The following is an 18,966-nucleotide window of genomic DNA, read 5'->3' as shown; positions in this document are numbered from 1 at the left end:
TTCCTTTCCTATTGTTTCGTCACAGGTGCAAATTTTGCTAACAAGCGTTTAACACCAATTGGGCTTGGGAACGCAATATCTAATTCTTTTGCATCACCTTCACCTTTTACACTTACAACTGTACCGATTCCCCATTTTTGGTGGGAAGCTTTATCGCCTACTGCCCAGCCGATTTGTTCGCCACCTGTCGTCTTAGCTGCAGGACGCGCGAAAGCTGAGCGAGAACGTGTTGTAGTTGTAGTTGTAGTTGTCGTTTTACTGCTACTTGCCACTCTTCCTTTTGCACCAAACGAAGTTTCACGCTTCGGCGCTGTTTCATTTAATGATTCCACTAGTTCTGTCGGGATTTCTGTAATAAATCGAGATGCGGCATTCATACTTGTTCTACCAAATAAAGTACGCATTTGTGCATTAGATAAATACAACTCTTCTTCTGCACGAGTAATACCTACATAAGCAAGACGACGCTCTTCTTGCATTTCATCTTCTTCCATTAGAGAACGAGTATGCGGGAATATTCCTTCCTCTAAACCAACAATAAAGACAACTGGGAATTCTAATCCTTTCGCTGAATGCATCGTCATTAAAATAACTTCCTCACCAGCAGTTGGGTCTTCATCTACACGATCAATATCTGCAACAAGTGCTAAGTCTGTTAAGAATGCAACAAGACTCTTATCTTCGCTTTGAGATTCAAATGTTTGCGTAACAGATAAAAACTCATCTAAGTTCTCTAGACGACCTTCTGCTTCTAACGTACGCTCATTTTTCAACATATCGCGATAACCTGTTTTCTCAATAACTTCTTCTACCAATTCTGTAACAGATAAATACTCTTGCATATTTACCCAGTTGTGTAATAAACCTGCGAATTCCTTTACTGCCTTTGTAACCTTTGCACTTACTCCAACATGCTCAATCTCATCGAATACAGCTGTTAATGAAATTCCATTTTGTACACCGTAATTAATAATTTTGTCGATAGAAGTCGCACCAATTCCACGCTTTGGCACGTTAATAATACGTGCGAAACTAATCTCATCATCTGGATTACCAATTAAGCGTAAATACGCCAAAATGTCTTTAATCTCTTTACGGTCGTAGAACTTCGTACCGCCGACAATTTTGTAAGGAATATTAGATTTCAGGAAAATCTCCTCGACCATACGAGACTGCGCATTTGTACGATATAACACTGCAAAATCAGTATATTTTCGTTTTCCCATTTGAATATCGTCGCGAATTTTTTTCGCCACAAAGTATGCTTCGTCCTTTTCCGTTGCAGCACGATAGTAAGAGATTTTGCTTCCAACTTCATTATCTGTCCATAATTTCTTCGGTTTACGATTCGTATTTCTTTCAATGACAGCATTCGCTGCATTTAAAATATTTTGTGACGAACGATAATTTTGTTCTAACAGAATAACTTGCGCATTCTCATAATCTTTTTCAAATGACAAAATGTTAGAAATGTCCGCACCACGCCAGCGATAAATTGACTGATCTGAGTCACCTACAACACATAAATTTTTAAAACGTGCTGCCAAATGTTTAACAAGAAGGTACTGCGCTTTGTTCGTATCTTGATACTCATCCACGTGAATATACTGGAATTTACGCTGATAAAACTCTAGCACTTCTGGAACACGTTCAAATAGTTGAATCGTCGTCATAATTAAATCATCAAAGTCTAGTGAGTTATTTTTCAAAAGACGTTTTTGATATTCTGTATATACATCGCTCGTTAATTTTTCATATGGATCAGCAATTGTAATTTTCTTTGCATATTTATCCGCAGATAACAATTCATTTTTCGCATTACTAATACCAGCTAAAATAGAGCGCGGTTCAAATTTCTTCGGATCAATATTGCGCTCTTTCATAATTTTTTTGACTACAGTTAACTGATCACCTGAATCTAAAATTGTAAAATTACGATTAATACCAATGCGATCGATATCACGTCGTAAAATACGTACACACATAGAGTGGAACGTAGAAATCCAAATATCTTCAGCTTCTGGTCCGACAAGTGTATCAATACGCTCGCGCATTTCACGAGCGGCTTTATTTGTAAAGGTAATAGCTAGTACATTCCATGGTGCTACTCCTTTTTCACCAAGTAAATACGCAATACGATGTGTTAACACACGTGTTTTACCACTGCCTGCGCCTGCCATTAATAGAAGTGGTCCGTTCGTTGTTTGTACTGCTTTTTGTTGCTGCGGATTTAAACCATTTAATAATCTATCTGTCATACTCATATACGCCTGCACCTACTCTCCTTTTACTGCTTTAACCGTTTTTAACGCTGCTTTTATATCATCATAAATAATATTTCCGACAACTACTGTATCAGCATGCTGCGCCATTTCCTTCGCCTGTTCAGCATTAGAAATACCGCCGCCATAATATAACTTAGCTTGTTTCAATTCTGCTTTCACATTTTTAACAAGTTCAACATCTCCATACGTACCGCTATATTCTAAATAAAATATCGGTAAACGTAATAGCTTGTCTGCTAAACGCGCGTATGCAATCACATCATCTTCTGTTACATCACACTTTGCATCTGTAAGCTGGGCTACTTTCGCTTCAGGATTTAAAACACAATATCCTTCCATAAAAATTTCGTCCCAATCCATAATATCCCCAAATTCTTTCAAAGCCTCATGATGAACGCCTGTTACCCATTCCACCTTTCGGCTATTTAAAACGCTTGGGATATAATAAAAATCGAATCCTGGTGTAATTGCTTCCACATCAGAAACCTCTAACACACAAGGAACTGCATATCTACGAATGCTAACTAGCATGTGTAGTACATTATCAATTGTCACCCCATCACTTCCGCCTACAATAACAGCATCTGTTCCAGACTCACAAATCATTTCTAAATGTTCGTCACTTAATTCCTTATTCGGATCAAGCTTAAATACATGTTTCCATCCGGAAATATCGTACATGAAAACACCCTTTCTTTTCTCAAGTTGTATATATTTCTGTTTAAAATAACAGTTTATTTTCATCATTATTGTTTTAACTTCATCTTAAATATTTGTTTAAAACGGAGAATTAAGTTTGGAATTACCTCTTCCATATTTTTTAAACTAGAGGATTTAATTTTGAAGTTCCTTTTATGCATTCTTTCATTATAACAAAAAAAGCGACTTACACACACGCACAATCCAACATCTTTTTCCACGTCAAATGTTGGATTACATATCCGAAAAATCAAAAGGGATACTAATAAAAGAAATAGTATTATCTATTTCAACTTTCATAAAAGGAGTGTTTTTCTAATGAAGCAAAATATCGGTACAATAAATGCCCTAATTCGAATTACACTCGGACTTGTCCTCTTCGGTTGTAGTGCAACGAAACTCGTGCGCAAACCTTGGTGCACTTGGTCTAACATTTTGCTATGGATTGGTGCAATGAAAGTTGCAGAGGGAATTGTTCGTTTCTGCCCTATTGTTGAAATGTGGAAATTCGGAAAATACATGAACATGGGGGCATTTAAAATGCCTAGCATGGATTTTGCTAAAAAGGGACATACTAAAGAAGAAGCGAATCAAACCTCCAATCACGACAAACCACAGTCAAATGGAAGTTATGACGCTTCTGACAAAGAGATTGAGTCAGCGATTGAAGATATAATCCTGGCAAAACCGCTTTGAATCATTTGTCACGATGCAAGATGCTCTCAAAGGGACTTAGCTGCTGCAGTGGGCGGTTAAGTCTTCTTTATTTTACCACGAAACAGAACATACATTCCCATTTTAAGTATTTAAATATAAATAATCAATAAAATTCAGAAAATTAGGTGTAAACCCCTTGCTTAAAATGATATAAAAGTGATATCATTTTTATATCAGGAGGCGATCATATGAAAGAAAAACAAGTATTTTACGTTAATGGTTTTCTTGGGATTATTGGAATTTTAATTTTAGCCGCTATCGGTGTATTTTTCCTTGTACAAGAAATTTTCATAGGAGCAGCATTAACTATTATTTTAGCTGCAGTTCTTGCTACAGGTATCGGGATTGTTCAGCCAAATCAAGCAAAAGTCATTACGTTTTTCGGTAATTATTTAGGAACAATTCGTCAAAACGGTTTATTTTTAACGATTCCGTTCGCGTTCCGTCAAACTGTATCGTTACGTGTTGAAAACTTTAATAGTAAAAAATTAAAAGTAAATGATGTCGACGGCAACCCAATTGAAATTGCAGCTGTTATCGTATATAAGGTTGTTGATTCTGCAAAAGCAATGTTCGGCGTTGAACATTATGATCGATTTGTAGAAATTCAAAGCGAAACGGCAATCCGCCACGTTGCAACGAAATATCCTTATGACAATTTTCAAGATGAAACTTGCATTACGTTACGTGGAAACACTGAAGAAATCTCTGAAGAATTAAAACGCGAGTTAGAAGCACGCCTTGAAATTGCTGGCGTAGAAGTATTAGAAACTCGTTTAACACATTTAGCTTACGCAACAGAAATTGCCCATGCAATGCTACAACGTCAACAAGCAAAAGCAGTATTAGCTGCTAGAAAAGAGATTGTTGAAGGTGCTGTGAAGATGGCAAAAGATTCAATCCATATGTTAGATGAAGAAGGCGTACTAGAACTCGATGACGAGCGTAAAGCAAATATGGTGAACAACTTATTAGTTGCCATCGTTTCAGACAAAGGTGCGCAACCAGTTATTAATACAGGAAGCCTATACTAAAAGGTTGTAAATCCTTATGGCTAAAAAGAAAAGCTTTCCATTACGTATTGATCCTGAATTACACGCAGTCATCGAAAAATGGGCGAATGATGAGTTTCGTAGCGTCAATGCACACATCGAATATTTACTTCGAGAAATGGCAAAGCAAAAAGGGAAATTAAAAAAGGATAAAGATGCATAAAAAATCCCGCTGAGGAATCAGCGGGATTTTTCACATATTAATTTCTCGTCATCTCATGCCCAATTGCACGATATCCTATATCACTTCGGTAAAATAGACCATCACTCTCAATTTTACCGATTTCTTTATATACTTTATCTTTTGCTTCTTGTAAACTATTCGCCTTACAAGCAACAAATAGTACACGGCCACCGTTTGTCACAAAGTCACCATGTTTCATTGCTGTACCCGCATGGAAAACAATTACATCTTGCAATGCATCTAGCCCTTTAATAATTTCACCTTTTTTATATGCTTCCGGGTATCCTTTCGAAGCAAGCACAACACCAATTACCGATTCCTCTGACCATTGTAACGTTAACTCACTTTCATCTAATACAGCGTTACATACATCCACTAAATCATTTTCTAAACGGGGTAATACAACTTCAGTTTCAGGATCGCCAAAACGTGCATTAAATTCAATTACCTTTGGACCATCATTTGTTAAAATAAGTCCCGCATATAAAATTCCTGTAAACGATCGATTTTCTTGGATCATCGCTTTAGCAGTTGGATGTAACACCGTTTCAATCGCCTCTTGAACTGCTGACTCCGAAATTTGTGGTACTGGAGAATATGCACCCATTCCGCCAGTATTTGGACCTTTATCACCATCAAAAGCTCGTTTATGATCTTGTGCAATTACCATCGGATGTACAGTTGTTCCATTCACAAATGCCATTAATGAAAATTCTTGTCCATCTAAAAACTCTTCAATAACAACTTTCTTACTCGCTTCCCCGAACTTTACATCTTGCAGCATTTCTTTCACAGCTTGTAATGCCTCTTCAAGTGTCATTGCTACCGTTACACCTTTACCAGCCGCTAAACCGTCTGCCTTAATAACAATTGGTGCACCAACCTTTTCAATGTACTTTACTGCTTCTTCATAGTCTGTAAAAGTTTCGTACGCTGCAGTTGGAATATTATATTTTTTCATAAGCTCTTTTGTAAAAGCTTTACTACCTTCAATAACAGCAGCCGCTTGATTCGGACCAAATACGCGAAGTCCCTCTTCTTTAAAACGATCAACAATTCCATTCATAAGTGGAATTTCTGGTCCAACGAAAGTTAACTCAACATGATTCTCTTTCGCAAATAAAACTAATGCATCAAAATCATTTTCATCAATATCAATTGGTGTTGCAACATCACGCATACCTTCATTACCTGGTGCTACATATACCTTTTCTACTTTTTCAGATTGTGCAAACTTCCAAGCTAAAGCATGCTCACGCCCACCGCGGCCAATTACTAAAACATTCATATTTCATCCCCCAATATTTAAATAAGTACAAACTAGAAGCTATGCTCCTAGTTTGTTTTTTCATATCAATCAAAGTTTAAAAAGAAAGGTTATCTTAACCGGACTTTTTAAACTTCCATATCAATCAAAGTTTAAAAAGGAGGATTAAGAGAACCGAGCAGGTCGAGGCGCATTTGCCAGGAGGACACGGAGTGTAGTTTTCCTACATGAGTACCGCACTGGCATTGCAACGACGACATGCGAAGGTGATCTTAACCGGACTTTTTAAATATCCTCTATTAGTGTTTGAAATGACGTACGCCAGTGAACACCATAGCAATCCCATATGTATCCGCCACTTTAATAGAATCTTCATCACGGATTGATCCGCCTGGTTGAATGATTGCTGTAATTCCTGCTTTTGCTGCTTCTTCTAATGTATCTGGCATTGGGAAGAAAGCATCAGATGCAAGCGCGCTACCTTGTGCTTTTTCACCAGCTTGTGTAATTGCGATTTTTGCAGAACCTACACGGTTCATCTGTCCCGCACCGACACCAATTGTCATATCATCTTTCGCTAAAACAATTGCATTTGACTTCACATGTTTTACAACTTTCCAAGCTAATTTTAAATCTTTCCATTCTTGCTCTGAAGGTTCACGTTTTGTTGGAATTGAAATTGTACTTTCATCTAATGATAACGTATCTTCCTCTTGAACGAGAAGGCCACCTTGTACAGAAGTTAGTTTTTTGCTCGCGCTTGTCGATTTTTCAATATTTACAGTTAGTAAACGTAAGTTTTTCTTACTTTGCAATACTTCCAAAGCTTCTTTTGAGAAAGAAGGTGCAATAATAATTTCTAAGAAAATTTCATGTAACTTTTCAGCTGTAGCTTTATCAATTTCACGATTCGCTGCAATAATGCCTCCAAAAATGGATACTGGATCCGCTTCATAAGCACGTGTGTATGCTTCATGAATATCCGTACCTACTCCAACACCACATGGATTCATATGTTTTACCGCTACTACTGCTGGTTCTGTAAATTCTTTCACGATGCTAAGCGCTGCGTCTGCATCATTAATATTGTTATACGATAATTCCTTACCGTGTAATTGTTCTGCGTATGCAACAGAAGAAGTTGCTGCGAATGGCGCTTTATAGAAAGTTGCTTTTTGATGTGGGTTCTCGCCATAACGTAAGTCTTGCTTTTTCTCAAATGTCACAGTTAATGTTTCAGGACTTTCTTCACCCATTTGCTCTGTTAAGTAATTAGAAATTAGTGCATCATATGCTGCTGTATGACGGAATACTTTTGCTGCTAGTTTACGTTTTGTTTCCTCTGCTACTTCACCGTTCTCTTTTAATTCAGCTAATACAACATCATAATCTACTGGATCTACAATTACAGATACGAATTTATGATTTTTCGCAGCAGAGCGAATCATTGTCGGGCCACCGATATCAATATTTTCAATTGCATCAGCAAATGTTACATCAGGCTTAGCGATTGTTTCTTTGAATGGGTATAAGTTAACGACAACAAAATCAATTGGCTCTATACCTAACTCATTCATTTGTGCTACATGCGTTTCATTATCACGAACTGCTAATAGACCACCATGAATATTTGGATGTAATGTTTTCACACGACCATCCATAATTTCTGGGAAACCAGTTACTTCAGAAATACCGATTACTTGTAAGCCGTTTTCTTCTAGTAATTTTTTCGTACCACCTGTTGATATAACTTCGATCCCTTGTTCTAGTAAACCTTTAACAAATTCTACTACTCCTGTTTTATCTGAAACACTTACTAATGCACGCTTTTTCATTTACCCTTCACCCCTGGTTGTATGTTAGTTAACAGTTGGTTCTTTCGTAGATTGAACAATTTGATTCACTGTATTTACGTATAATTTATGTTCAACTTGTTGAATTTTCTTTTGTAAGCTTTCTCTCGTATCCCCTTCAGAAACAACTACTGCTTCTTGTGCAATAATTGGCCCTGTATCCATACCTGCGTCTACATAATGAATCGTTACTCCAGTTACTTTCACACCTGCTTCTAACGCTTGACCAACAGCATCTTTCCCTGGAAAACTCGGTAATAGTGATGGATGAATATTAATAATCCTTCCGCCGTAAGCTTCTAGTAAAGTTGGTCCAATTAAACGCATATATCCAGCTAAAATAACATAATCAATTTCATACTCTTCTAGCTTCTTTAATATCTCTTTTTCAAACGCTTCTTTTGACTCATATGCTTTCGCTGAAAAAGCGAAACACGGGATATGATGATAATGTGCTCGCCCAACAGCGCGTGCTTCTGGTTTATCACATACTAATAAACTAATTTCTGCATCCAATCTTTTTTCTTCTACTGCATTAACGAGAGATTGAAAGTTAGATCCGCTTCCAGAAGCAAAAACTGCTAATCTACTCATAGCGCTGTGCCTCCATTAAAAGTAACGCCAGCTCCTTGTACAGTGCGTCCAATAATACGAGCAGTTTCTCCTTGCTCTTCAAGAAGACGAACAACATCTTTTGCATCTTCTCCCTTCACCGCTACTACCATACCAATACCCATGTTAAAAATATTGAACATTTCTTTCTCTTCCAGCTTGCCAACTTCTTGAAGTAAACTAAAGATCGGCTGAATTTCCCAAGATCCTAATTCAATTTCTGCACCGATTTCTTCTGGTAACATACGTGGAATATTTTCAATGAATCCGCCACCTGTAATATGTGCCATACCGTATACTTCATATTTCTTCAATAGTTCTAAAATAGGTTTGACATAAATTTTCGTTGGTTTTAATAATTCTTCACCAAGAGGTAGCTCTAAGCGTCCGTAAATGCGATCTAAAGATAGCTCTCCATCTTCTAGTAATACTTTTCGTACTAAAGAATAACCGTTACTATGAATACCGCTAGATGCCAAGCCAATTAATACGTGACCAGCTTCAATTTTTTCACCTGTTACAATTTTCTTTTTATCAACGATCCCAACTGTAAAACCAGCTAAATCGTATTCTTCTGTAGAATACATTCCTGGCATTTCAGCTGTTTCTCCACCAATTAAAGCACAACCTGCTTGGCGACAGCCCTCTGATATACCTTTGACGATGTTTTCAATTTTACTAGGTTCAGCTTTACCACAAGCAATATAATCAAGGAAGAAAAGCGGCTCTGCTCCTTGGACAACAATATCATTTACACACATTGCTACTGCATCAATACCAATTGTGTCATGTTTATCTGCCATAAAAGCGAGCATCAATTTCGTTCCCACGCCATCTGTTCCAGATACTAATACAGGTTCTTCTAATGCAAATTTTGATAGATCAAACATACCTCCAAAACCGCCTAAACCGCCTAGTACTTCTTTTCTCATTGTTGTTTGTACGTGTTTTTTCATGCGAGATACCGCTTCATATCCAGCTTCAATATCTACTCCTGCTTGCTTATATGCATTCGCCATCGTTATTTACACCTCGTCTTTTAATTTCTCCCTATCCTGTGCGGGCCGTTTTAAGAAAGAAGCTAGCTTCTACATCAAAAGAAGTAGAAGCTTTTTTCTTCTTATTTCATACTTTCTAAAAGCTCTTGCTCATAATCATAAAGAGCTGTTGGATAATCTCCATTGAAGTACGCCATACAAAGGCCACCGTATTTCCCTTCATATGGACGTCCAATTGCATCTACTAATCCATCTTCACTTAAAAATGTTAATGAGTCTGCACCGATCATTTCACGAATTTCTTCTACCGTATGATTTGCTGCAATTAATTCTTTTCTCGTTTGAATATCAATGCCATAGAAACATGGATATTTCAAAGGTGGTGAAGCTATTCTTACGTGAACTTCTGTCGCTCCAGCCTCGCGAAGCATACGAACAATTCGTTTACTCGTTGTTCCTCGTACGATAGAATCATCAATCATAACAACTCGTTTCCCCTCAACCACACCTCTTACTGCTGAAAGCTTCATCTTAACCCCTTGCTCTCGCAGTTCCTGAGAAGGTTGAATAAACGTACGTCCAACGTAACGATTTTTAATTAATCCTAACTCATATGGAATGCCTGTCGCCTCCGCATAACCAATTGCTGCTGAAATGCTAGAGTCTGGTACACCAGTAACAACATCAGCTTCAATAGGAGCTTCTGCCGCCAGACGTTTCCCCATGTTTTTACGTGCTGCATGGACATTAACACCAGCGATATTTGAATCTGGGCGTGCGAAGTAAATGTATTCCATACTGCAAATTGCATGTTCTACATCATTTGTAAAACGATCTACGTGAATTCCATCATCATTAATGATAAGTAATTCACCCGGTTCTACATCACGAATGTATGTTGCACCTACTACATCAAAAGCACATGTTTCTGATGCTACAACGTAAGCATCTCCCATCTTTCCAATTGAAAGGGGACGGAATCCATTTGGATCTAGCGCAACAATCATTTCATTTCCAGTTAGTAAAAGATATGCAAACGCACCTTTCACTTTATTTAAAGCTTCTTTTACACTTTCAATTAACGAATCTTTCGTACTACGTTTAATAAGATGTAAAAGTACTTCTGTATCTGAACTTGTTTGAAAAATACTTCCCTCTGCCTCTAATTCACGACGAAGCATTTTGGCATTAATTAAATTCCCGTTATGAGCTAATGCCATACTATGATCAGAAAAACGGAATAGTAATGGTTGAACGTTAGCCACTTCACTTCCACCAGCCGTCGCGTATCGTACGTGTCCGATTGCTGATTTTCCGTTCAATCCTTCTAGCTCTCCTCTTGAAAACACTTCTGATATTAAGCCTAACCCCTTGTGACCGACGATTTTTTCTCCATTATTTACGACAATGCCTGCGCCTTCTTGTCCACGGTGCTGTAAACTGTGCAATCCGTAGTATGAAACTTGTGCCGCATTTTCATGCCCCCAAATTCCGAAAACGCCACATTCTTCGTTTAACCCCTTTATTTCAGCAAGCATGGGATTGCCCCTTTCCAAGCCTTTCTCATTTCATCTACATTTGCTGTAAGTAATACTTCATTTTCTTCATTATGAATTGTTACTTCATTTGTATTTGTTACTTCTCCAACTTGAATTGCTTCTACCGCTTTTTCGAACGCTTCTTTATTTTCACGTTTTACAGTTATTACGAAGCGGGATTGTGATTCCGCAAATAATGCCGCTGTTGCTTCCCCGTCTAATTTCACAGTAGCACCTAAGCCGTTAGCACCAATTGCACTTTCTGAAATTGCAACTGCTAAACCACCTTCAGCAACGTCATGTGCAGATTGAACAAGGCCAGCTTGAATGGCTGCTAATATTTGTTTTTGACGTTTTAATTCTACGTCTAGATCGATACTTGGTGATTGACCGAAAATTTTGCCGTGAAGCATTTTCTGTAATTCACTTCCACCAAACTCAGCTTTCGTCTCTCCGATAACATAAACTAAATCGCCAGCTTGCTTAAACTCTTGTGTTGTTACATGTTTTAAGTCATGTACTAGTCCGACCATCCCAACTGTCGGTGTTGGATATACCGCTTCACCACTACGTTCGTTATACATTGATACATTTCCGCCAATAACTGGTGTTTGTAATGTGCGACAAGCTTCACTCATACCATCTACTGATTTCTCAATTTGCCAGAAGATTTCTGGTTTTTCTGGGTTACCGAAGTTTAAGCAATCTGTAATTGCAAGTGGCTCCCCGCCAGAACATACGATATTACGTGCTGCCTCTGCTACTGCAATTTTACCGCCCACTTCTGGATCTAAATAAATGTAGCGAGAGTTACAATCTGTCGTCATTGCTAATCCTTTTTCTGTACCGCGTACACGTACAACTGCTGCATCTGAACCTGGTGTAACAACTGTGCTTGTGCGAACTTGATAATCATATTGATCATAAACCCACTCTTTACTTGCAATCGTCGGTTGTTGTAATAGAGCGAATAACGTTTCTTTATAGTTTTCTACTTTCGGCGTTTCCATTTTCATTTCTTGGAACTCAGCAAAATATGCTGCTTCTTGTGATGGTTTATGGTAAATTGGTGCTTCTTCTGCAAGAGCATCTGCTGGTACTTCAGCTACCATTTCACCTTTATGGAATAAACGAAGCATTTTGTCTTCCGTTACTTTCCCCATCGTAACGGCTGCAAGACCATACTTCTCAAATAAATCTACTATCTCTTGTTCTCTACCTTTTTTCACAACAATTAACATACGCTCTTGTGATTCAGATAGCATCATTTCATATGGTGTCATTCCTGTTTCACGCTGTGGTACATCATCTAAGTACATTTCAATACCCATGCCTGCTTTACTTGCCATTTCTGCAGAAGATGATGTTAAACCAGCTGCACCCATATCTTGAATTCCAACAAGTGCATCCGATTGAATAAGTTCTAAGCAAGCTTCGATAAGAAGTTTCTCCATAAATGGATCTCCTACTTGAACTGCTGGACGCTTCGCTTCTGAGCTTTCAGATAACTCTTCAGATGCGAATGTTGCACCGTGGATACCATCACGACCAGTTGATGCTCCTACGTACATTACTGTATTTCCAGCACCGTGCGCTTGCCCTTTTTTAATGTCCTCGTGGTTAATTAAGCCTACGCACATTGCATTTACAAGTGGATTTCCTTCATAACATGGATCAAACTGTACTTCGCCGCCAACCGTTGGAATACCGATACAGTTACCGTATCCTGCAATTCCTGCTACTACTTCTTCGAATAAGTATTTCACACGTGGTGATTGTAATTCTCCAAATCGAAGTGAGTTTAATAGAGCTACTGGACGTGCTCCCATAGAGAATACGTCACGAATAATACCGCCAACACCTGTTGCTGCTCCTTGATATGGCTCAATAGCAGAAGGGTGGTTATGACTTTCCATTTTAAATACAACCGCTTGATTATCACCGATGTCTACAATGCCAGCACCTTCCCCAGGCCCTTGCAAGACGCGCTCACCTGTTGTTGGGAATTTTCGAAGTACTGGTTTTGAATTTTTATAACTACAATGTTCAGACCACATAACAGAGAATAATCCTGTTTCTGTATAATTTGGCAGACGGCCTAAAATCTTTTCAACCATGGCAAACTCTTCGTCTGTTAGCCCCATTTCCGCATATATGCGCTCTTCTTTAATTTGTGTTGGATTTGGTTCAAGCATTAACGACATATGTTTCCCTCCACTGTTTTAAGATAGATTGAAAGACTTTTAACCCTTCAGCACCGCCAAGTAATTCATCTACAGCACGCTCTGGGTGTGGCATCATACCAAGTACATTTCCTTTTTCGTTTACAATACCAGCAATATCTGAAACGCTTCCGTTCGGGTTTTCTACGTAACGGAATGCGATTTGATTATTCTCTTCTAATTGTTTAAGAGTCTCTTCATCACAATAGTAATTCCCCTCACCATGTGCAATTGGAATATTGATTACTTCATCTTTTTCATATTGTGATGTAAACATCGTTTCATTATTTTCAACACGTAACTGAACTGTTCGACACATAAATTTTAAGTTTTCATTTCTCATTAATGCTCCTGGTAATAATCCTGATTCAACAAGAATCTGGAATCCATTACATACACCTAAAATTGGCTTTCCTTGCTCAGCAGCTTTTTGTACTGCTTTCATTGCATTTGCAAAGCGAGAAATAGCACCGCAGCGTAAGTAGTCACCGTAAGAGAAACCACCTGGTAGTAGAATTGCATCATATTCATCTAAATTCTCTGTATCGTGCCAAACGTAATCTACTTCTTCGCCAAGCTCATCTTTAATTGCATGGAACATATCGACATCACAGTTCGAACCTGGAAATACTATTACGGCAAATTTCACTGTGCGACAACCTCCTCAACTTCATAACGGAAGTCTTCCATTACAACGTTTGCTAATAGTTTTTCACACATTTCCTTTACCTTACTATCTAAGTCAGTTACCGATTTATCAATTGTTAGTTCCATGTACTTTCCAATTCGAACATCTTGTACTTCTGTGAATGAAAGGCTATGAAGTGCTCCTTTTACTGCTGTTCCTTGTGGATCTAATACGCTTTCTCTTAATGTTACATATACCTTAACTTTATACATGTGAAATTCCCCCTAAACGTTTTAAAATCTCTTCATAAGCATCTGTTAAATTTCCAAGATCACGACGGAATACGTCTTTATCAAACTTCTCATTGCTCGTTTCATCCCATAAACGGCAAGTATCTGGTGAAATTTCATCTGCTAAAATGATTTCTCCTTCATCCGTTACACCAAACTCTAATTTGAAATCTACTAATCTTACACGACAGCTTGCGAAATGATCAATCAACACTTGATTGATTTGTAGAGCCATATCTCGTAATACGCTTACTTGCTCTGGCGATGCAACGTTTAATACACGAATATGATCTTCCGTTACAAGCGGATCTCCTAAATCATCATCTTTGAAGTAAAATTCTACGATTGGTTCTGCAAGTACAGTTCCCTCTTCCATTCCTAATCGTTTTGAAAGACTTCCTGCAATTACATTTCTTGTGACAACTTCTAAAGGAATAATACTCACTTTTTTAACAAGTTGTTCTGTTTCAGATAGCTTCTCAACAAAGTGTGTTTTAATTCCTACTTCTTGTAACTTTCTGAACAATAAAGTTGTAATCTCATTGTTCAAACGACCTTTTCCTGTAATCGTCTCTTTTTTCTCCCCATTGAAAGCAGTCGCACTATCTTTGTACTCTACCCAAACCATATCTGCTGATTCTGTACGATAAATTCTTTTTGCCTTACCTTCATACAGCAATTCTAGCTTTTGCATTTCGCAAGCCCCCTGTAGTTTGAAAAATGTGAATAATGTTTTTATAAAGAATGGCACAGAATGACTCTATTCTGTGCCATATGAAATTTTACGCTTCGTTTAATCCTAGACGTTCAAAGATTGTATCAACGTGTTGCATATGATGCTCATAGTTGAAACATTCATTAATTTCTTCTTGTGTTAACTTGCTCGTAATACGCTCATCAGCTTCTACAAGCTCTTTAAATTGTACTTGTGTTTCCCAAGCTTCCATCGCTTTAGGTTGTACGATATCGTAAGCTTCTTCACGCACCATACCTTTATCGATTAATGTAAGCATTACGCGCTGAGAATAAATTAAGCCGTATGTTCTTGTCATATTGCGTTTCATATTCTCTGGGTATACAGTTAAGTTTTTAACGATATTACCAAAGCGATTTAGCATGTAATTTAACGCGATTGTAGCATCTGGTAAAATTACGCGTTCTGCTGAAGAATGAGAAATATCACGCTCATGCCATAATGGAACATTCTCATAAGCTGTCATCATATAACCGCGGATAACACGAGCTAAACCAGTCATATTTTCAGATCCAATTGGATTACGCTTATGCGGCATTGCAGAAGAACCTTTTTGACCTTTTGCGAAAGCTTCTTCAACTTCACGTGTTTCACTCTTTTGTAAACCACGAATCTCAACTGCCATCTTTTCAATAGATGTTGCGATTAATGCAAGTGTTGACATGTAATGAGCATGGCGATCACGTTGCAATGTTTGTGTTGAAATTGGTGCTGCTTCTAATCCTAAGTTTTCACAAACATACTTTTCTACGAATGGATCGATATTTGCATATGTACCAACCGCACCAGATAATTTACCAACACGAACTGTATTAGCAGCTTGTTTGAAACGCTCTACGTTACGTTTCATTTCTTCATACCAAAGACCAAGTTTTAAACCGAATGTTGTTGGTTCTGCATGAACACCGTGTGTTCTTCCCATCATGATCGTGTATTTATGCTCTTTTGCTTTATTAGCTAAAATACTTACGAAGTTTTCTAAGTCTTTTAATATGATTTCATTCGCTTGTTTTAAGATGTAAGATAACGCTGTATCTACTACGTCTGTAGATGTTAAACCGTAATGAATCCATTTACGTTCCTCGCCTAATGCTGGTGTTTCTGATACAGCACGAGTGAATGCAACTACGTCATGACGTGTCTCTTTTTCAATTTCATAAATACGATCAATATCAAATGATGCATGCTCACGAATTTTCTTAACATCTTCTTTCGGAATATCGCCAAGCTCAGCCCATGCTTCACAAGCTAAAATCTCAACTTCTAACCACGCTTTAAATTTGTTCTCTTCCGTCCAAATTGCACCCATTTCTGGGCGTGTATAACGACTAATCATCTTTTTCCCTCCAACAGTTGTTCTTGATGGTCCCAAATATGCAAACTCTTCGCTTTTTCTAGAGCGACTTCAATATTATCATTTAAAATATTAACATGCCCCATTTTTCGCTGCGCTTTTGCTTCTTCTTTTCCATACAAGTGTAAATAGCACCCGGTTAATCTATTCACTTGTCTTAGGACCCCTTCTATATGTTCGCCTAAAATGTTTACCATGACAACTGGTTTTAACAAATTTGTTTCTCCAAGAGGTAAATTACAGATTGCTCGAATATGTTGACCGAATTGACTCGTTTCACATGCATCCTGTGTATAGTGTCCTGAATTGTGAGGTCTTGGTGCTAATTCATTAATGTAAATCTTACCATCAGCTGTAACAAACATCTCTACCGCTAGTGTTCCCACAAGTTCTAGTTCATCCGCAAGCACTTTTGCATAAGCAATAGCTTTTTGAGAAAGTTCTTCTGTAATGCGAGCCGGAACGATGGATTCATGCAAAATGTTATTTACATGAATATTTTCCGCTACCGGAAATACTTTCGTTTCACCACTTACACTACGAATGACAATAACTGATACTTCTTTTTCAAAAGGCACCCATTTCTCTAAAATACACTCTGCTGCATTCGCAAGCTCTCGCGCTGTATCAACGTCATCCTCACTTCTTAAAACAACTTGCCCTTTCCCATCATATCCGCCTGTCGTCGTTTTTAAGACGGAAGGATATGATAATTCAGCGATTGCTTCAGTAAGCTGATCTTGATTTTGAACTAATCTATACGTTGCTACTGGTAATCCTGCTTTCTCAATCGCATTCTTTTCTGTAAAACGATTTTGTGTTTTACTTAACAACTGACTGCCTTGCGGTAAGTAAGCATGTTTTTCAAGCCATTGTAAACATCTATAATCAATATTCTCAAATTCATATGTGACAACATCACTGATCTCCGCTAAATGCTGAATTGCTTTTAAATCGTCATATGATGCAACAATTTCAATATCAGCAACTTGTGCACATGGTGAGTTTTTTGTAGGATCTAAAACAGCAATTTTATATCCCATCTCCTTAGCTGCCAATGCCATCATTCTTCCTAGCTGGCCGCCTCCAATAATACCGATTGTTTTTCCAGGTAAAATGATTCTCGTCATACTAGCTCACTACCTTCGCGCACATCTTTTTCAATTGCTTCTCTTCTCAATTCTAATGCATCATATATGTCATCATGGAATGATCCAAGTATTTGTGCAGCAAGTAAACCAGCATTTGTTGAACCAGCCTTACCAATTGCAACAGTTGCAACTGGAACCCCTCCTGGCATTTGGACGATGGATAATAATGAATCTAAGCCGTTTAACGCTTTTGATTGAACTGGCACTCCGATGACAGGAAGATTCGTCTTCGCTGCAACCATTCCTGGTAAATGCGCTGCTCCACCAGCTCCAGCAATAATAACTTTCAATCCACGTTCACGAGCCATCTCTGCATATTCAAACATATAATCCGGAGTCCGATGAGCGGATACAACTTTTTTCTCATACGGTATATTTAATTCATCTAAAATGTCACAAGCATATTTCATTGTTTCCCAGTCTGACGTGCTTCCCATTATGACTCCAACTAGTGATTTCATATTAGAATCCCCCCGATTCAAATAAAAAAAGCCTGAAATAGAACATTTTCTCTTTTACTATGAGAGAAAGCGCTCTACTCAGGCATACGTATCCCTTGTGAATAGAAAAATACCGAGTGACTTTCCCTCATAGTCTAACGAATAACGGTCGTTAGGTAGAGACTTGCAGGCCATATCCCCGCGATTATATGAGGTCTTATATATTATTCTTTCTATGGCTATATTAACAATATTTTATAAACAATGTCAACAAATAATCGAATGTTTTTTTATTACTAACCAATAACGTTCGTGTTTTAGTTATATTCAAAAGAATAATTGTAACTATATACAAGAAGGATAAGCAATTAGAATATATATTTCTAGAGATCTACCATACACAAAACGGTTTGTATATTAATTCTGTATGCTTTTATATAAAGTGAAACTTTAATCAACCCTCACCAATCGGGCTTTTACGGGCAGTAAGACCCCCACCTAGCTTCTTTGCTTCCGCTGAAATTTGAGGTGGGGGTCTTACTGCCCGTTAATGCGGAATAAAGCATATCGTTTCTATTCCTTTGTATCGCATTCATTACTGTAATGATTGAATACTTATTTTCATTCTTATATCATCCCGCTTTTCTTACTCTCATTATGTAAAATATATACTTGTAGTAAGAAATAATAGTTACCCTCAATAGCCTCATTTTCATTCTTTTCTCTCATTAAGATTACTAAATTTACGGATTATGTCATTTGATATATATAAATAAACACAAAAAAACCTAAGTCGAAACGACTTAGGTTTTTGCTTGGCGACGTCCTACTCTCACAGGGACAAGGTCCCAACTACCATCGGCGCTAGAGAGCTTAACTTCCGTGTTCGGTATGGGAACGGGTGTGACCTCTCTGCCATCAT

At 37.9% G+C, this 18,966-nt stretch carries 17 protein-coding genes, 1 rRNA gene and 1 riboswitch; of the genes, 3 read left to right on the top strand and 15 right to left on the bottom strand.

Translation table 11 applies throughout. The annotated features are described in order from the left end of the window. Positions 1–8: 8 nt before the first annotated feature. On the bottom strand, positions 9–2,264 hold the full coding sequence (gene pcrA / locus ACTFR9_RS20605) for a DNA helicase PcrA (RefSeq protein WP_000063034.1): 2,256 nt from the start codon (positions 2,262–2,264) through the stop codon (positions 9–11). Between the two features lie 12 nt (positions 2,265–2,276). Further along, positions 2,277–2,966, bottom strand: coding sequence for a heptaprenylglyceryl phosphate synthase (locus tag ACTFR9_RS20600; RefSeq protein WP_000272089.1), 690 nt, complete (start codon positions 2,964–2,966; stop codon positions 2,277–2,279). A gap of 336 nt (positions 2,967–3,302) precedes the next feature. Between ACTFR9_RS20600 and ACTFR9_RS20595 the strand changes: the two genes are divergently transcribed. The 3 genes from ACTFR9_RS20595 to ACTFR9_RS20585 all read left to right on the top strand — a co-directional run bounded on the left by ACTFR9_RS20595 (position 3,303) and on the right by ACTFR9_RS20585 (position 4,916). Beyond that, positions 3,303–3,680, top strand: coding sequence for a YgaP family membrane protein (locus tag ACTFR9_RS20595; RefSeq protein WP_000812349.1), 378 nt, complete (start codon positions 3,303–3,305; stop codon positions 3,678–3,680). Between the two features lie 209 nt (positions 3,681–3,889). Further along, positions 3,890–4,735: an SPFH domain-containing protein gene (locus ACTFR9_RS20590; RefSeq protein ID WP_000660683.1), complete on the top strand. Its 846-nt coding sequence runs from the start codon at positions 3,890–3,892 to the stop codon at positions 4,733–4,735. A gap of 16 nt (positions 4,736–4,751) precedes the next feature. After that, on the top strand, positions 4,752–4,916 hold the full coding sequence (locus ACTFR9_RS20585) for a toxin-antitoxin system HicB family antitoxin (RefSeq protein WP_001085171.1): 165 nt from the start codon (positions 4,752–4,754) through the stop codon (positions 4,914–4,916). 37 nt (positions 4,917–4,953) lie between these two features. On the opposite strand, the gene purD is transcribed toward ACTFR9_RS20585, so the two are convergent. The 13 genes from purD to rrf all read right to left on the bottom strand — a co-directional run. Continuing rightward, a complete protein-coding gene (gene purD / locus ACTFR9_RS20580) occupies positions 4,954–6,225 on the bottom strand; it encodes a phosphoribosylamine--glycine ligase (protein ID WP_001101951.1) in 1,272 nt (423 codons plus the stop codon). A 278-nt stretch (positions 6,226–6,503) separates the two neighbouring features. Beyond that, complete coding sequence (purH, locus tag ACTFR9_RS20575) at positions 6,504–8,039, bottom strand: bifunctional phosphoribosylaminoimidazolecarboxamide formyltransferase/IMP cyclohydrolase (RefSeq protein ID WP_000745403.1); 1,536 nt, start codon at positions 8,037–8,039, stop codon at positions 6,504–6,506. 24 nt (positions 8,040–8,063) lie between these two features. Then, on the bottom strand, positions 8,064–8,651 hold the full coding sequence (gene purN, locus ACTFR9_RS20570) for a phosphoribosylglycinamide formyltransferase (protein ID WP_000088580.1): 588 nt from the start codon (positions 8,649–8,651) through the stop codon (positions 8,064–8,066). Further along, positions 8,648–9,688: a phosphoribosylformylglycinamidine cyclo-ligase gene (purM, locus tag ACTFR9_RS20565; RefSeq protein ID WP_229136768.1), complete on the bottom strand. Its 1,041-nt coding sequence runs from the start codon at positions 9,686–9,688 to the stop codon at positions 8,648–8,650. Before purM ends, purN begins: the two co-directional genes overlap by 4 nt. Positions 9,689–9,789: 101 nt before the next feature. After that, the gene (gene purF / locus ACTFR9_RS20560; RefSeq protein ID WP_000879021.1) at positions 9,790–11,205 is read right to left on the bottom strand and encodes an amidophosphoribosyltransferase; all 1,416 of its coding nucleotides are present in this window, start codon (positions 11,203–11,205) and stop codon (positions 9,790–9,792) included. Continuing rightward, a complete protein-coding gene (gene purL, locus ACTFR9_RS20555) occupies positions 11,190–13,409 on the bottom strand; it encodes a phosphoribosylformylglycinamidine synthase II (protein WP_000055582.1) in 2,220 nt (739 codons plus the stop codon). The genes purF and purL overlap by 16 nt, the downstream gene beginning before the upstream one ends. Then, a complete protein-coding gene (gene purQ / locus ACTFR9_RS20550) occupies positions 13,393–14,076 on the bottom strand; it encodes a phosphoribosylformylglycinamidine synthase subunit PurQ (RefSeq protein WP_000666779.1) in 684 nt (227 codons plus the stop codon). The genes purL and purQ overlap by 17 nt, the downstream gene beginning before the upstream one ends. Beyond that, positions 14,073–14,327 (bottom strand): phosphoribosylformylglycinamidine synthase subunit PurS, encoded by a 255-nt coding sequence (gene purS, locus ACTFR9_RS20545; RefSeq protein ID WP_000278826.1) that lies wholly within the window; start codon positions 14,325–14,327, stop codon positions 14,073–14,075. Before purS ends, purQ begins: the two co-directional genes overlap by 4 nt. Then, complete coding sequence (purC, locus tag ACTFR9_RS20540; protein WP_001170542.1) at positions 14,320–15,039, bottom strand: phosphoribosylaminoimidazolesuccinocarboxamide synthase; 720 nt, start codon at positions 15,037–15,039, stop codon at positions 14,320–14,322. The genes purS and purC overlap by 8 nt, the downstream gene beginning before the upstream one ends. An 88-nt stretch (positions 15,040–15,127) precedes the next feature. After that, positions 15,128–16,435: an adenylosuccinate lyase gene (gene purB, locus ACTFR9_RS20535; RefSeq protein WP_000625677.1), complete on the bottom strand. Its 1,308-nt coding sequence runs from the start codon at positions 16,433–16,435 to the stop codon at positions 15,128–15,130. Further along, on the bottom strand, positions 16,432–17,583 hold the full coding sequence (purK, locus tag ACTFR9_RS20530) for a 5-(carboxyamino)imidazole ribonucleotide synthase (protein ID WP_000196793.1): 1,152 nt from the start codon (positions 17,581–17,583) through the stop codon (positions 16,432–16,434). Before purK ends, purB begins: the two co-directional genes overlap by 4 nt. Then, complete coding sequence (gene purE / locus ACTFR9_RS20525; protein WP_103141294.1) at positions 17,580–18,065, bottom strand: 5-(carboxyamino)imidazole ribonucleotide mutase; 486 nt, start codon at positions 18,063–18,065, stop codon at positions 17,580–17,582. Before purE ends, purK begins: the two co-directional genes overlap by 4 nt. Before the next feature lie 110 nt (positions 18,066–18,175). Continuing rightward, positions 18,176–18,277, bottom strand: a riboswitch (purine riboswitch). A 580-nt stretch (positions 18,278–18,857) separates the two neighbouring features. After that, positions 18,858–18,966, bottom strand: a 5S ribosomal RNA gene (gene rrf / locus ACTFR9_RS20520); the annotation flags it as partial.

Source organism: Bacillus cereus group sp. MYBK222-1 (assembly GCF_051916425.1).
Lineage (GTDB): Bacteria > Bacillota > Bacilli > Bacillales > Bacillaceae_G > Bacillus_A > Bacillus_A paranthracis.
This window is presented reverse-complemented; position numbering and strand designations above follow the sequence as displayed.

Coding starts and splice junctions, on each gene's coding strand:
- ACTFR9_RS20585 (WP_001085171.1), top strand. CDS start 4,752: ATGGCTAAAAAGAAAAGCTTTCCATTACGTATTGATCCTGAATTACAC.
- purM (WP_229136768.1), bottom strand. CDS start 9,688: ATGGCGAATGCATATAAGCAAGCAGGAGTAGATATTGAAGCTGGATAT.
- purS (WP_000278826.1), bottom strand. CDS start 14,327: ATGTATAAAGTTAAGGTATATGTAACATTAAGAGAAAGCGTATTAGAT.
- purL (WP_000055582.1), bottom strand. CDS start 13,409: ATGTCGTTAATGCTTGAACCAAATCCAACACAAATTAAAGAAGAGCGC.
- purD (WP_001101951.1), bottom strand. CDS start 6,225: ATGAATGTTTTAGTAATTGGCCGCGGTGGGCGTGAGCATGCTTTAGCT.
- ACTFR9_RS20595 (WP_000812349.1), top strand. CDS start 3,303: ATGAAGCAAAATATCGGTACAATAAATGCCCTAATTCGAATTACACTC.
- ACTFR9_RS20590 (WP_000660683.1), top strand. CDS start 3,890: ATGAAAGAAAAACAAGTATTTTACGTTAATGGTTTTCTTGGGATTATT.
- pcrA (WP_000063034.1), bottom strand. CDS start 2,264: ATGAGTATGACAGATAGATTATTAAATGGTTTAAATCCGCAGCAACAA.
- purB (WP_000625677.1), bottom strand. CDS start 16,435: ATGATTAGTCGTTATACACGCCCAGAAATGGGTGCAATTTGGACGGAA.
- purF (WP_000879021.1), bottom strand. CDS start 11,205: ATGCTTGCTGAAATAAAGGGGTTAAACGAAGAATGTGGCGTTTTCGGA.
- purK (WP_000196793.1), bottom strand. CDS start 17,583: ATGACGAGAATCATTTTACCTGGAAAAACAATCGGTATTATTGGAGGC.
- purE (WP_103141294.1), bottom strand. CDS start 18,065: ATGAAATCACTAGTTGGAGTCATAATGGGAAGCACGTCAGACTGGGAA.
- purN (WP_000088580.1), bottom strand. CDS start 8,651: ATGAGTAGATTAGCAGTTTTTGCTTCTGGAAGCGGATCTAACTTTCAA.
- purC (WP_001170542.1), bottom strand. CDS start 15,039: ATGCAAAAGCTAGAATTGCTGTATGAAGGTAAGGCAAAAAGAATTTAT.
- ACTFR9_RS20600 (WP_000272089.1), bottom strand. CDS start 2,966: ATGTACGATATTTCCGGATGGAAACATGTATTTAAGCTTGATCCGAAT.
- purH (WP_000745403.1), bottom strand. CDS start 8,039: ATGAAAAAGCGTGCATTAGTAAGTGTTTCAGATAAAACAGGAGTAGTA.